The sequence below is a fragment of the Pseudomonas sp. GW821-FHT04C07 genome, assembly GCF_059420325.1.
Window position 1 is genome coordinate 227,662 of record NZ_JBWKTM010000004.1, and the last position, 14,160, is coordinate 241,821.

Annotated in this window: 11 protein-coding genes and 1 other RNA gene; 5 read left to right on the plus strand and 7 right to left on the minus strand. The window is 58.1% G+C overall.

Features of this window, described 5'->3' with window-relative positions; all coding sequences use genetic code 11:
- Positions 1–91: 91 nt before the first annotated feature.
- The gene (gspG, locus tag AC07UI_RS10115; protein ID WP_494992355.1) at positions 92–526 is read left to right on the plus strand and encodes a type II secretion system major pseudopilin GspG; all 435 of its coding nucleotides are present in this window, start codon (positions 92–94) and stop codon (positions 524–526) included.
- A 14-nt stretch (positions 527–540) separates the two neighbouring features.
- Positions 541–1,728: a type II secretion system F family protein gene (locus tag AC07UI_RS10120; protein ID WP_494992356.1), complete on the plus strand. Its 1,188-nt coding sequence runs from the start codon at positions 541–543 to the stop codon at positions 1,726–1,728.
- Between the two features lie 259 nt (positions 1,729–1,987).
- Here AC07UI_RS10120 and AC07UI_RS10125 read toward each other — a convergent pair whose 3' ends face one another.
- Together AC07UI_RS10125 and dnaX are read right to left on the minus strand one after the other, a co-directional pair.
- Positions 1,988–2,326: a YbaB/EbfC family nucleoid-associated protein gene (locus AC07UI_RS10125; protein ID WP_347905073.1), complete on the minus strand. Its 339-nt coding sequence runs from the start codon at positions 2,324–2,326 to the stop codon at positions 1,988–1,990.
- 67 nt (positions 2,327–2,393) lie between these two features.
- A complete protein-coding gene (dnaX, locus tag AC07UI_RS10130; RefSeq protein ID WP_494992357.1) occupies positions 2,394–4,499 on the minus strand; it encodes a DNA polymerase III subunit gamma/tau in 2,106 nt (701 codons plus the stop codon).
- A gap of 144 nt (positions 4,500–4,643) precedes the next feature.
- Here dnaX and AC07UI_RS10135 point away from each other — a divergent pair, with 144 nt between their 5' ends.
- On the plus strand, positions 4,644–5,465 hold the full coding sequence (locus AC07UI_RS10135) for a substrate-binding periplasmic protein (protein WP_494992358.1): 822 nt from the start codon (positions 4,644–4,646) through the stop codon (positions 5,463–5,465).
- Here AC07UI_RS10135 and AC07UI_RS10140 read toward each other — a convergent pair.
- Positions 5,422–7,122, minus strand: coding sequence for a putative bifunctional diguanylate cyclase/phosphodiesterase (locus AC07UI_RS10140; protein ID WP_494992359.1), 1,701 nt, complete (start codon positions 7,120–7,122; stop codon positions 5,422–5,424). The two genes, AC07UI_RS10135 and AC07UI_RS10140, sit on opposite strands and share 44 nt — an antisense overlap.
- A gap of 604 nt (positions 7,123–7,726) precedes the next feature.
- Here AC07UI_RS10140 and AC07UI_RS10145 point away from each other — a divergent pair.
- Together AC07UI_RS10145 and AC07UI_RS10150 are read left to right on the plus strand one after the other, a co-directional pair.
- Positions 7,727–8,041, plus strand: coding sequence for a helix-turn-helix domain-containing protein (locus AC07UI_RS10145; RefSeq protein WP_494992360.1), 315 nt, complete (start codon positions 7,727–7,729; stop codon positions 8,039–8,041).
- A 147-nt stretch (positions 8,042–8,188) separates the two neighbouring features.
- Complete coding sequence (locus tag AC07UI_RS10150) at positions 8,189–8,560, plus strand: VOC family protein (protein WP_494992361.1); 372 nt, start codon at positions 8,189–8,191, stop codon at positions 8,558–8,560.
- 228 nt (positions 8,561–8,788) lie between these two features.
- Here the strand turns inward: AC07UI_RS10150 and AC07UI_RS10155 are convergent, their stop codons facing one another.
- The 4 genes from AC07UI_RS10155 to ligA form a co-directional block, all read right to left on the minus strand.
- Positions 8,789–9,409, minus strand: a complete 621-nt coding sequence (locus AC07UI_RS10155; RefSeq protein ID WP_494992362.1) for a methyltransferase family protein — start codon at positions 9,407–9,409, stop codon at positions 8,789–8,791.
- A 749-nt stretch (positions 9,410–10,158) separates the two neighbouring features.
- An RNA gene (ffs, locus tag AC07UI_RS10160) (signal recognition particle sRNA small type) lies at positions 10,159–10,255 on the minus strand.
- A 160-nt stretch (positions 10,256–10,415) separates the two neighbouring features.
- Positions 10,416–11,579, minus strand: coding sequence for a zinc-binding metallopeptidase family protein (locus AC07UI_RS10165; protein ID WP_494992363.1), 1,164 nt, complete (start codon positions 11,577–11,579; stop codon positions 10,416–10,418).
- 164 nt (positions 11,580–11,743) lie between these two features.
- On the minus strand, positions 11,744–14,101 hold the full coding sequence (ligA, locus tag AC07UI_RS10170; RefSeq protein ID WP_494992364.1) for an NAD-dependent DNA ligase LigA: 2,358 nt from the start codon (positions 14,099–14,101) through the stop codon (positions 11,744–11,746).
- Positions 14,102–14,160: the final 59 nt, after the last annotated feature.

Below are 14,160 nucleotides of genomic sequence, written 5' to 3' on the forward strand. Positions count from 1 at the left end.
GCGAGCCCAGCAATTACGTGGCCTGCAGAGCAACACAGGACCGCGAGCACAGCAATTGCATAAGCAGACCTACCCACTCAAGGAGGTCAACATGTCCGGTCATCTTCGAAATACCCGACGGCAGCAAAGCGGCTTCACCTTGCTTGAATTGCTGGTGGTACTGGTGGTCCTCGGCCTGCTGGCCGGGATCGTTGCGCCTAAATATTTCAGTCAGCTGGGCCGCTCCGAAGCCAAGGTGGCCAAGGCGCAGATCGAAGGCCTGGGAAAAGCGCTGGATCTGTACCGGCTCGAACTGGGGCACTACCCCAGTAGCGAACAAGGGTTGGCTGCCCTGAATACCGCACCTAGTGACGAACCGCGCTGGGCCGGGCCTTACTTGCAGAAAAAAATCCCGCAGGACCCGTGGGGGCGCAATTACATCTATCGCTGCCCCGGCGAGAACGGCGAATACGATCTGCTGTCGTTGGGCAAGGATGGCCAGCCCGGTGGCGAAGGCGAAAACGCCGAAATCACCAGTTGGCAATGAGTGAGGGCACCGTCATGCGTTTTCATCTGAAGGTCATGGGCAAAGGTGGCATCAGCGCGCTGGTGGTCGATGCGCAAGGCCCCGTCGAAGCCCGACACATGGCCGAGGAACAGGGGCTGCGTTTGATCAGCCTGCGTGCCGAACAGCGTTGGAGGTTTAGCGCCTGGCGGCGTCATGAGGCATTTCCCCTGCTGCTGTTCAGTCAGGAATTGACCACTCTGCTCAACGCGGGCCTGGCGCTGATCGACGCCCTGGAAAGCCTGGCGGAAAAAGAAACCGCACCCCAGGCACGCAAGACCCTCAGCGAACTGGTACGACTGTTATACGAAGGCAAATCCTTTTCCCAGGCCCTGAGCCAGTTGTCGGAAGTGTTCCCTCCGCTGTACATCGCGCTGGTGCAGTCCAGCGAGAAAACCGGCAACGTCAGCGAAGCCCTTGGCCGCTATGTGGTCTACCAACAGCGTATGAATGAGGTTCGGCAAAAGATCGTCAGCGCGTCTATCTATCCGGTGTTGCTGCTGATTGTCGGCGGCGGTGTGGTGCTGTTTCTGATGGGTTACGTCGTGCCGCGCTTCAGCCTGGTCTTTGAAGGACTGGGCTCCAACCTTCCCTGGATGTCGCAGGTGCTGATGTCCAGCGGCATGTTCCTGCACAACCATCAGACCGAGTTCTTCGCCAGCCTGTTCGCAACTATCGTGGCGTTGGGGCTGCTGATGCGTCAGCCGCGCTTTCGCCGCGGCGTCGACCGCGTACTGGAACGTGTACCGGCGATCCATCGGCGGATCGTCATGTACGAATTGGCACGTTTCTACCGCTCACTTGGGATATTGCTGCAAGGCGGTATCCCCATTCTCACCGCCATGGGCATGGTGCGCGGGCTGCTCAATGTCGGCTCCAGAACCCGGCTGGATTCGGCCAGCGAGCGTATCCGGGAGGGACACGCGCTGTCCGCCGCGCTGGAGCACAACGCGCTGACCACACCGGTTTCGCTGCGTCTGCTGCGGGCCGGTGAGCAATCAGGCAATCTGGGCTACATGATGGAGCGCAGCGCCGACTTCTATGACGAGGAAATCAGCCGCTGGCTCGAATGGTTCGTGCGCCTGTTCGAGCCGCTGCTGATGGCCTTTATCGGCTTGCTGATCGGTGTGATCGTGATTCTCATGTACATGCCGATCTTCGAGTTGGCGTCGAGCATTCACTGAGCCCACCTGCCTCTCTCGAGGCAACCGCCATAAACAAGAATGCCAGGCCATGAGCCTAATGCCGGTCAGTTAAGCGAACGCAGCCTTTGTAGGAGCGAGCTTGCTCGCGATATGGACGTTAACGATGACGCGTGTTTGCTGGATAAACGCGTCGCCCTCAGGTCCATCGCGAGCAAGCTCGCTCCTACATACCCTTAACTGACTGGCATTGGGCCATGAGCCTGGCATTCTTGTTGTGCATCCAACTCGCCAAGGCGACTTAGAACGGCAGCTTCATGCCTGGTGGCAATTGCATGCCAGCGGTCATGCCGGACATTTTGTCCTGGCTGTTGGCTTCGATCTTGCGCACGGCGTCGTTGACGGCGGCAGCGAACAAGGCCTCCAGCATTTCCTTGTCATCTTCGCTCAGGCCTTCAACCAGGCTCGGATCCACAGTGACGCGTTTGACGTCATGACGACCGGTCATCACTACCGTCACCATATCGCCACCAGCTTTGCCGGTCACTTCGGCGTTGGCCAGTTCTTCCTGCATCTTGGCCATTTTTTCCTGCATCTGCTGCGCCTGCTTCATCAGGCCGGCCATGCCACCTTTCATCATGGGAATCACCTCAAAGTACTTGGATAAAAACTGCGCCCGGCCGATCAGGCCGGACGCCATTGAGTTATTAGCCCTGACTGACCAGAGCCTCGACAGGTTCAATAGTATCGTTACGGATCACCGCACCGAACTGTTCCATCATTTGCTGGATGAACGGATCACCGTGGATCGACTCTTCGGCCTCGCGCTGACGCTCGCCACGGCGCCGGGACGCCGCCTGGGCCGGGGTTTCCTGCTCGGGCTTGATCAGCTCGATGCTCACGGTCAGCGTGCGCTGGTGATACTGATTCAGCGCATCGTTAAGGCGGCGCTGCTGGGTCGCGTTGAATAGCGCGCTATGCGCCGGGTCCAGGTGCAGCAACCAGTGATCGCCATCGACTGCAATCAAGGTGCAGTTGGCGGCAATACTGCCAGTCATGCCGGAAATCGGCAGTTTCGGGAACAATTCCAGCCACTCCAGAGCCAGACCGGTCGCCGGTAGCAACGCTGGTGCGGGCTCGGGTTCCGGGGTCGGCTCGGCAGCGTGTTCGCTGGCCAGGTCATCGAGATAGCTGTACGCCGAATCCATGTCCGGCTCGATGTAGTCCTCATCCAGCGGCGGTTCGTCATCCAGATCCATTCCTGGCGTGGCCGCATCGACCTGGGCAACGGAAGGCTCAGGGACAGGTGCTGCCACCCACTCGGGTACATCCGGCACCGCGCTGTCAGGCGTCGGCACAGGCATCGGGGTCAAATCAGGCTGCTCGGCGACAGTCTCAAGCATCGGCTCTACCGCCGGCTGTTGCTCGATCACCGGCTCTACCGGGTCATTCCAGGGCAGATCCACCACTTCAGCGGCGACAACCGCAGGTTCCACAACCGGCGGCATAAACACCGGTGCAGGCTCCGGCGCCACGACAGGGGCAACCGGCTCTGGAGCTGGCGCCGCAACCGCAGCGACAGGCTCGACCGGTGCCGCGATAACAGGCGCAGCAGGGGCAACAACCACCGGCGCAACGACAGGTGCGGCAGCCACGGAGTTTGCGGAATCAACTGTGGCCTGGCTGATCCCCACTGGCTTTAGCGGCTGCTTCGGCGCGTCCAGTGTGTCTGCCGGGCGGAAGGCCAGCATGCGCAGCAGGACCATTTCAAAACCACCGCGCGGGTCCGGCGCCAGCGGCAAATCGCGGCGGCCGATCAGCCCCATCTGGTAATAGAACTGCACATCTTCGGCCGGCAAGGCCTGGGCCAGCGCCAGTACCCGATCGCGGTCGCCATAGCCGTTGTCGACGCCTTCAGGCAATGCCTGGGCGATAGCGACGCGGTGCAGCACGTTGAGGATTTCCGAAAGCACGCCATTCCAGTCCGGACCGTGCTCGGCCAGACGGCGAACGGCTTCAAGCAGCGCCTTGGCATCGCCGTCGAGCAACGAATGCAGTACGTCGTAGACCTGGCCGTGATCAAGCGTACCGAGCATCGCCCGCACATCGGCGGCCATGACCTTGCCTTCACCGAAAGCGATCGCCTGGTCGGTCAGACTCATGGCGTCGCGCATCGAACCATCGGCAGCGCGGCCCAGCAGCCACAGCGCATCCTCTTCGAACGGTACGTTCTCGACGCCCAGTACATGGGTCAAATGCTCGACCACACGCTCCGGTGTCATGTTTTTCAGGGAGAACTGCAGGCAACGCGACAGTATTGTCGCAGGAAGTTTCTGCGGATCAGTGGTCGCCAGGATGAATTTGACGTACGGCGGCGGCTCTTCGAGGGTTTTCAACAGCGCATTGAACGAATGGCTGGACAGCATGTGCACTTCGTCGATCAGGTAGACCTTGAAGCGCCCGCGGCTTGGCGCGTACTGCACATTGTCCAGCAGCTCACGGGTGTCCTCGACCTTGGTCCGGCTCGCGGCGTCGATCTCGATCAGGTCGACAAAACGCCCTTCATCAATTTCCCGGCATACCGAGCAGGTGCCGCACGGCGTCGACGTGATACCTGTTTCACAGTTCAGGCATTTGGCAATGATCCGCGCAATGGTGGTCTTGCCCACCCCGCGCGTGCCGGTAAAAAGATAGGCGTGGTGCAGCCGCTGGCTGTCCAAGGCATTGATCAGAGCCTTGAGCACATGGGTCTGGCCGACCATTTCGCGGAACGAGCGCGGACGCCATTTACGTGCAAGAACCTGATAACTCATCGAAAACCGTCGCAACTGGGAAGCGGAAGCCGGTAATGCTAGCGGAGCAAGGGCGAAATTGCATCCGGTGCGCTCGTCTAATCTGGCTAAGCTGCTCTAGAGTAGGCTTTTTTCTACCCTTGCCGGGGTCTTGCCGGAGAGTTTATGCATTTAGCCTGGGGAGCTTTGCTGCTGATTACCGCAAGCGGCTTTGCCGCAGAAGCGCCATTGCGTTTCGCGGTTACCGACAGCTGGGCCATGCCCATGGTGCAAATCGAAGACGGCCAGCCGACCCAGGGTATTTTGCATGACATGATGCTGAGCCTGGCGACCCAGGTCGGCCACCCTGCCGAGTTTCACGTGCTGGCCCGTGCCCGGGTGCAAAGCGCCATGGAGCATGGCGACATCGATGTTCGTTGCTATGCCGCGCAATCCTGGCTGCCCAACCCCTCAGGCGACTATCTGTGGAGCATTCCACTGCTGTTTCAGCGCGATCTGCTGGTCAGTACGCAAAACCTGCCAGCGCTCGTGTTACCTGCGAACCTGCCCTTGCAGAATATCGGCACGGTGCTCGGCTACAGCTACCCAAGCCTGCAGCCGCTGTTCGACAACGGCCAACTGCAGCGCGACGATGCACGCAATCAAGAACAGGTATTGGAAAAACTCCTGGCCGGTCGCTATCAGTATGCGGTGAGCAACCAATGGACGCTGGACTGGTTCAATCACAAGCTGATGCCTGACAAACAATTGCATGGAGTCGCGGTGTTACAGGAGCAAAATGTCGGCTGTTATGTACGCAACGACCCGAAATTGCCGGTACAACGTATTCTGCGCACACTGGTGAAGATGAAGATGTCCGGGGAAATCGATGGCATCATCAAACTCTACACCGGCATTAACGAACCGCCGGACGCTGCGCAAAACCGCTCGCAGGCAGTGACGGTCAGACCGCTCGCTCCAGCGCCTGCCATTGCACCGGCGCCTTGAAGGTCGCCACCCAGCCTGGCACTTCGCTGGCGGGCATAGGCCGGGCTATGAAATAGCCTTGAGCCACTTCGCAGCCCAGGCGCAGCAATAACTCACCGTGCTCCAGGGTTTCCAGTCCCTCGGCGATCACCTCCCGACCAAAAGCCCGGGCCAGACCAATGACGGCCGTGGTCAGGGCCAGATCATCCTTGTCGCTGAGGATGTCGCGGACAAATGATTTGTCGATCTTGATGGTTTGCGTGCGCAGACGCTTGAGGTAACTCAGCGAAAAGTGACCGGTGCCAAAATCGCCAAGAGAGAACTGCACTCCCAACGCCTGGCACGCCTCAAGGCACGCACTGACATGCTGGATGTTCTCGATGGCTACCGACTCGACTATTTCCAGGTCGAGCAGCTGTGGTGCCACCCGGGCATGACGCTCGAGCACGCCCTTGAGCCGCTCGACAAAGTCCGCCCGCTGAAAATGCCGGGCAGCGATGTTGATGCTGACTGGCCAGCTCTGTCCCGCCACTTGCCATTGATACAATTGCGTCATGACTTGATCCATCACCCATTCGCCGATGTCGATGATCAGATCCGTTTCCATCACCAGCGGCAAAAACTCCTTGGGCGGCACCATCCCGCTTTGTGGATGTTCCCAGCGCAACAACGCCTCGAAACCGACGACGGAACCGCGGCGCATATTGACCTTGGGTTGAAAGTGCAAACACAGCTCCCCCCTGGCCAGTGCCTGACGCACCCGCTCGACGGCCTGATGGGTCACCTTGACCTCCCTGTCGCGGGACACGTCGAACAAGTGGAACCGATTTCGCCCCCCCTGCTTGGCCACGTACATAGCCTGATCGGCATGACGCAAGAGGGTTTCTGCATCTTCGTTGTCAGCGGGGAATAGCGTGACGCCGATGCTGGCGAACACCTTGATCTCTTTGTCGAGTATCGAATAAGGCGTGGATATCGCTCCCAGCACTCGATTCAATGCAGCGCGTAATTCAGGGACATCGCGCACGTAGCGCAAAATCAGCACGAACTCGTCACCCGCCAACCGCGCCACCACATCCTCACCGCGAATGATCGTGCGCAATCGCTTCGCCACCTCCACCAACAACAAATCACCGCTGGCGTGGCCGTAACCATCGTTGACGGCCTTGAAGCCGTCGAGGTCGAGCATGCATACCGCCAGCGGAATATTCTCCAGCCGGGAATAAGCCAGCGCCTGATCGAGCAGGTCGGACAGGAAGGCACGATTGGGCAGACCGGTCAGCACATCATGGCCAACCCGCCATTGCAGAGAATGCAGGAGCTGACGTTTCTCGCTGATGTCGAAACGAATCGACACATACCTTTGCACCCGCCCGGTCTCATCGTCGAGTAACGGCACCACGGTGCTGTCGACCCAATACAGCGTACCGTCCTTGGCGCGGTTACAAATCTCGCCTTTCCAGACCTTGCCCAGAGCAATGGTGCGCCACATCGAGGTAAAAAAATCGGCAGGATGCAGTCCCGAACTGAGCATCCGGTGGTTTTCGCCCAGCAACTCCTCTCGGCTGTACCCGGAGATCAGACAAAACTGGTCATTGACATGGGTGATCCGCCCCGCAAGGTCAGTTTCGGAGAAAATGGCGGCTGCATCCACAGCCCTACGGTATCGCTCATCCATGAGTCAGGCTCGCTGTCGCTAGCGGTTGAACCGCTCGACCAGGGCGAACCCGGAGGAGATGCTTTCAGGCTCAGTGCCAAGGCCATTGCAATCGGTGGCGAAAAAAAGCCGCAGCGGATCCGCAAGAGCCTGTTTAACAGAAGGGAATGGCCAATTCAGACGCACGTTAAAACTCCATAGACAACATTCGATATGCCCTGCCCCAGACTTGACTGGCGACCGGATGATTCGCGTCTTTCCCTGACGGCGCTGTACAACCGGGTTGATCGCCCGGTTACCTGCAACACAGCGTTTTATACGGCGTTTCCACTTCGGATCGGTGAAGATCAACCAGGATTAAATCAGGCAAGGCTGGAGCGCGCAGTGTCGGCAACGATTGACGAAGCCCTTTCGCCTCTGCCGGGTCCCTGGTTTAAAGGCACAACGCAAATGCAACGAGTTCCTGTCCCATAAACCCGCCTTCTGGAACCAGATCACCAAACACCCGTCTTAAGTGTCAATTCTACGAAATACATCACATTTTGCAAAGCAAGGTGATGAATCATGGCGTTGTACAATGTAAGGATTTATCGTTAAGTTCTTGATTCTAAATGGGAATTGAGCAATGCACATTTCAAGTTTGGGTCCAGCCATCAGGCGCTACCGCAAGGTAGCAGGGCTTACTCAGGCTGAACTAGGCGAGAAAACCGGTTTTGATCCTAAAACCATCAGCCGCTTCGAAACCGGCACCTATACCCCCAGCGTGGAAGCCCTGTTCCTGCTCGCCGATGTGCTGGGGGTAAAGCTGAAAGCCTTTTTCGCGGATTTAGGCGACGAAGACGAACAGCGAGCTTATTTGTTCGGTGTCATTCACAAAGCCACCCCGAAGGATCTGGGAAAGCTGATAGCAGCGGTAGACCTAGCCTTGTCCAAGCCTTGAGAGCCGAGCAACAAAAAAGAGGAGGCAGACTTATCGATCCCGATAAATCCGCCTCCTCTTTTGCTAATGACTCCTGACAGGAACTGACAGCGCGCAGCACTAAACTTGAGCGCACTGCATAACCCCAATCAGGACAAGGGAGTCACCATGAACGCCAGTCACTATCTTCTGCTTTACGTCGACAGCCCCGCGACCAGCGCCAACCTCTACAGTCGCCTGCTGGACAAGCCACCCATCGAGCTGTCACCGACCTTCGCGCTCTTTGCTCTGGATTCAGGCCTGAAGCTCGGACTTTGGTCCCGGCATACGGTGGAGCCGGCAGCCCAGGCTGCGGGCGGTGGCGGTGAACTGGCGTTTTCGGTTGCCGACAACCAGAGCGTCGACACCTTGTATACAGAGTGGACCATGCAGGGATTGTCCATAATCCAGGCACCGATTGCGCTGGATTTCGGTTACACCTTCGTTGCGCTGGATCCGGACGGACATCGCTTGCGGGTATTTGCGCTTGCGCCCGAGTGACGCGTCACTGATCACGAAAAAGGACAAATCAGACAGCGTCAAACACTGATCCAGAAGGATCGATGAGCGTACAGAGAGGAGAAAATCGGGGGGCTGCGCAAAGAAGCCTTGCTGAACGAAGGCTTGACGTCAAGGTGGTAACCCCATCAGCCCCCCGACACACAATCTCATCGTTGCGGCTACTCCTGACCAGGCGGTCTTGTAAGCGTGTTAGCCAACTCTCGGAGACTAAAATACGAATGGAACAAGCCGATAACGAACACCCTGCATATACTCTCGATATAAGGGATCGAGAGAAAGATGCGCTTCCTCTCGAAATATTCGCGCGATCAGAAAACAGATAGTTACTGCATAGATAGTGACATTCGCCGGCGATGTATTGGCCAATATATAGCCCGTGTACATCAGACAGTAACTGGCATAGATTGGATGACGCACCACGCGATACATCCACGCAGTCTTGATAACCCGTTTTGCTGCAACGAGTGCAAAGCTGCGATTTAGAGAAATCAAACCCAGCACCTGAATTGTCATGCCCACAACTATCAGAGCACTTGCCGAAGGGAACACCCCCCAAGCCTCCGGGCGGAAAAATAACGGGGCAGAAGTCCCAACCACCGCCATCAACCAGTCGACAGGAATGACCGAAACCGTCTTTGGATCGCTTCGAAAAACGTACAAAACCGCTGTCAGCGTTTCGGAGAGACAGAACAAAAGCAGAGTCCACTTATGCGTTTCTTGAAATTGAGTCAAATGAATATAAGCAAAAACACCCCACACCCCCGCGAGGACAACTCCGCTATAAAATCCGACCCGCCTCGACTGCAGTACTGCAGACAATGAACTCATGCCACACACTCCTGCCTGGAAAGCAACCCAAATCCATGTCGAGGCGCCCTGACTTACACGCCCCTGACCCACTGGCATTCTCGATGCTGTGATTGCGTCATCACTGATCATCATAGCCGGGACTGGCGATTAAGCTTCAAGCGCCATCCCGCAAACACTCTAAAAGCAAGATCGAAGGCCGTCCCTGCCTGACTTTCCGGCAAGACAAAATGCTGACACTCTCACGATTTTTCGCTAAATACACACCTATCTTTGTGCTCTGGCGTTTTTATGCTTTACAACTTGATCGAATCAAACATTTGTCGCTAATAACAAATAGGACCAAATGGCAAACCGCGCAAATATCGAATCTTCATAACAACATGACCAGATATTCGATTTGCCTAAGGTGATTACTCCGGCAAACACAAGAAGGGCAGCAGGAAATTATTCCTGATCGGGCCACCAAGACTCCTGGTCGTGATAAATGGCTACGGTGAATTTGCTATCTCCCTCCACTGACTCACGACGCGCCCAGCGCAAGGCAGTTTGCCAACCCAGGCCAGCAGTGAGAAAGCGTGCAGACATGCCACAGAAAGGAAACTGGAGCGTGCAGAAAATGAGAAGATGCAGTGAGGCTTTGAAGAGTGCGAACGTGAAGCTGACCCGCCTCGTATGGTGCACCACTTCGGTGTACCTGAACGCTTTCACACTTCGAGATTTTTACTGACAAATCCTTGTAGAATCAAGGATTTAGAGATAGGTGGCGACCCCACCAGCCACACCCCGGCACACAATGTCACCGCTGCGGCTGCTCCCTTCCAGGCCTGACCGGGTTCACGGCTGATCGTTGCGGGGGGACCGATGGGGTCACCATAACGACGCTCGCCAGTGGCGAGCCGCGCCATTGTACCGATCTGACAAGAACTTACAACCGTCGGTTTCAGATAAAAAATATGAGCAAGGTCAAGGACCTGCGTTGCTCTGGAAAAGATCGTCCGAACGCGGCCCGAACCTGCGGCAGCGCCTACACCTGCAACACATCATTCGCCCGGCCACCCTCTTGCTGGATGACCAGATGGATAAAGTGCAATTTGGCTATGACCGGCGGTGGCAGGACAAACGGATAGAAATCCGGCTGCCCCATGCTGCGGGACAGCTCATTGAGCATGCCGGCCAATTCGATCCAGGCGTTGATGAAGGACAGGAATGCCGCGCCACCGGGATGCTGCGGGTCGTAGAGTGTCTCGAGCGGGAATGGCTGGTAGTCGAAATCCATCTCCCGGGCGCTCATGCCGAAGCCCAGAGCGGTGTCGACCGCGTCCATCATGTGCAGGTAGTGAGCCCAGGTTTCCGCCCAGTCTTCCCATGGGTGCATGGTGGCGTAGGCGCTGACATAGCCCTGCTGCCAATCGCCCGGCGCGCCCTGCTGGTAATGCCGCTCCAGCGCCTGGACATAGCTGGCGCGCTCGTCGCCGAACAGGTTGCGGAATGGTTCGAGCCAGTGACGGCTGGCGATCAGCCGGTCCCAGTAGTAATGCCCCGTTTCATGACGAAAATGCCCGAGCAAGGTGCGATACGGTTCGTGCATTTGCACACGGACCTGTTCCCGATAGACGTCATCCGCCTCTTTGACATCGAGGGTGATCAGGCCGTTGGCGTGGCCGGTGGTCGGCGGTTTTCCTTCAAGATCCATACCGACGAAATCAAAGGAAATACCTATATCTTCATCCTGGGTTTTCGGGATGACCTTCAAACCCAGGCCGAGTAACTGCGCGACGAGGCGACGCTTGGCAGTTTCCACCTTGCGCCAGCGCTCATGATTCTCGGGGATCGACAGGTCGGGAATGGTGCGATTCAGACTACAGGCAACACAGTGAACGCCTGCGCTGTGAGCTGGCAGCAGCCAGTTGCAGGCTGCCGGCGTATCGAGATTGGCGCAGCGGCGCAACAGCCCTGCTTGCGGTTGCGCATCGAGTTGCCAGGTATCCACTTGCGGCCCGGGTTGCAGCGATGACAAGCGCCCCAGTTCCGGCTGATACCCCAGCGCTGCCAGGCAGGCCAGGCATTGACTGTTGCGAAAGAACAGCGACTGTCCGCAGCGACAATGCCAGACCTTACTGTTGCGGCTGCTCTCCCCCATTAAGGGGGCGGTGATGCGTGAGCTCAGCTGTTCGAAGAAACGGTACATGGCGATCTCTCCCTGGGGCCTGCCAAGACTGGATCATGTTTAGAACCCGATCATTCCCACGCTCTGCGTGGGAATGCCGCCATGGATGCGCAGCAATCGCCTTCGGCTGTGACGCAGAGCGTCACGGGATGCGTTACCACGCGGAGCGTGGGAACGATCAAAAATCACACGGTGATGTTGTGCTTGCCCAGAAACGCGACAAATGCCTCTTCATCCAGCACCTTCAATCCCAGCTCATTGGCCTTGGCCAGTTTGGAGCCGGCACCCGGCCCGGCCACCACGCAATGGGTTTTCGCCGACACCGAGCCTGCCACCTTGGCGCCCAGGCTTTCGAGCTTGTCCTTGGCGATGTCGCGACTCATCAGCTCCAGGGAGCCGGTCAGCACCCAGGTCTGGCCGGCCAGCGGCAGGCCTTCGACGACCTTCTTTTCGCTCTGCCAATGCATGCCAAAGGCTCTGAGCTGCGTCTCGATCTGCAGCGCACGCTCAGCGTGCCCAGGATGATCGAAGAATTCACGCACCGCTTTCGCCTGCTTCTCGGCAAGCGCCTGACGCATGTCCAGCCAGTCGGCCTTGATGACACCTTCGAGCGAACCGAACTTGTCGGCCAGTTTCTGCGCTCCGCCCGGGCCGACCGAAGGAATATGCAACTTGTCGATCAAGCCTCCCAGGGTCGTGCTGGCAGCGAACTCTGCACCCAGCTCACCCTGGTCCTGAATATCCAGGCCACGCGCCAGCAACTGCTCGATCACCGTGGTGTTGTGCTTGTCCTCGAAGAAGCTGTGAATCTCGTAGGCCACTTCCAGCCCGACATCCGGCAAGTACGTCAGCACTTCCGGCAATGCTTGCTGAACGCGCTCCAGGGACGCCAGCGAGCGAGCGAGCACCTTGGCGGTCTCTTCGCCGACATCGGGAATACCCAGTGCGTAGATGAAGCGAGCGAGGCCCGGTGTTTTACTGTCGGCGATGGCGCCGAGCAGGTTTTTACTGGACAGCTCGGCGAAGCCTTCAAGGTCGACAATCTGTTCGAAGCTCAAGGTGTAGAGATCCGCCGGCGACGTCACCAGCCCCTCATCCACCAGTTGCTCGACACTCTTTTCGCCCAGACCTTCGATGTCCATGGCACGCCGCGAGACGAAATGGATAATTGCCTGCTTGAGCTGTGCTCCACAGGCCAGTCGGCCGACGCAGCGATAGACTGCGCCTTCGCTGACGGTTTCGCGCCCTTTGCTGCGCTTCACAAGCTGCGTGCGCTCGACATGAGAGCCACACACCGGGCAGTGTTCGGGAATCTGCACCGGCCGGGCGTTTTCCGGGCGACGTTCGGTAACCACTTGCGCCACTTGCGGGATCACGTCACCTGCGCGACGAATGATCACTGTGTCACCGATCATCAGGCCGAGCCGGGCCACTTCATCCATGTTGTGCAACGTGGCGTTGGAGACAGTGACGCCTGCGACCTTGACCGGCTTCAAGCGCGCTACCGGGGTCACGGCACCGGTGCGGCCCACCTGGAATTCCACGTCAAGCAGCTCGGTGAGCTCTTCCATTGCCGGAAATTTATGGGCAATAGCCCACCGTGGTTCGCGAGCCCGAAAACCGAGTTCGCGCTGCGACGCCAAGCTGTTGACCTTGAACACCACCCCGTCGATTTCATAGGGCAGCGCATTACGGCGCTCACCGATATCGCGGTAGTAGTCCAGGCATTCGTCGATACCCGTGGCCAGTTTCAGTTCGCGACTGACCGGCATGCCCCAGGCTTTCAATTGCAGCAGATTGCCAATATGGGTATCGGCAAACTCGACCGACACCTGTCCGAGGCCGTAGCAACAAAACTCCAATGGACGGCTAGCCGTGATCTTCGAGTCCAGCTGCCGCAGACTGCCGGCAGCGGCGTTGCGTGGATTGGCAAAGGTCTTGCCGCCGACTTCCAGTTGCGTGGCGTTGAGCCGCTCGAAACCGGCCTTTGACATATAGACTTCGCCGCGCACTTCCAGAGTCGCCGGCCAGCCACTGCCTTGCAGCTTCAGCGGGATGTTGCGCACGGTTCGCACATTGACACTGATGTCTTCGCCAGTGGTGCCATCGCCACGGGTCGCGCCGCGCACCAGCACGCCATCCTGATACAGCAGGCTGACCGCCAGGCCATCGAGCTTCGGCTCGCAGCTATATTCCACCGCCGCGCCACCACCAAACAAATCGCCGGCTGGCAGGTCGAGGCCTTCGTTCACCCGGCGATCGAACTCGCGCATGTCGGTTTCTTCGAAGGCATTGCCGAGACTGAGCATCGGCACTTCGTGGCGCACCTGAGTGAATGCCAAAAGCGCCGCACTGCCGACTCGCTGGGTCGGCGAGTCACTGGTAACCAGCTCGGGATTCGCCGCTTCCAGCGCCTTGAGTTCATGGAACAGCCGATCGTACTCGGCGTCCGGAATACTCGGCTCGTCGAGGACGTGGTATCGGTAGTTGTGCTGATCCAGCTCAGCGCGCAGTTCCAGGATGCGGTTTTCGACGGCGGTCATGGGTGTTCTCTCATAAAGCAAAAGAGCAGCCGAGGCTGCTCAATCTTCAAAATACGATA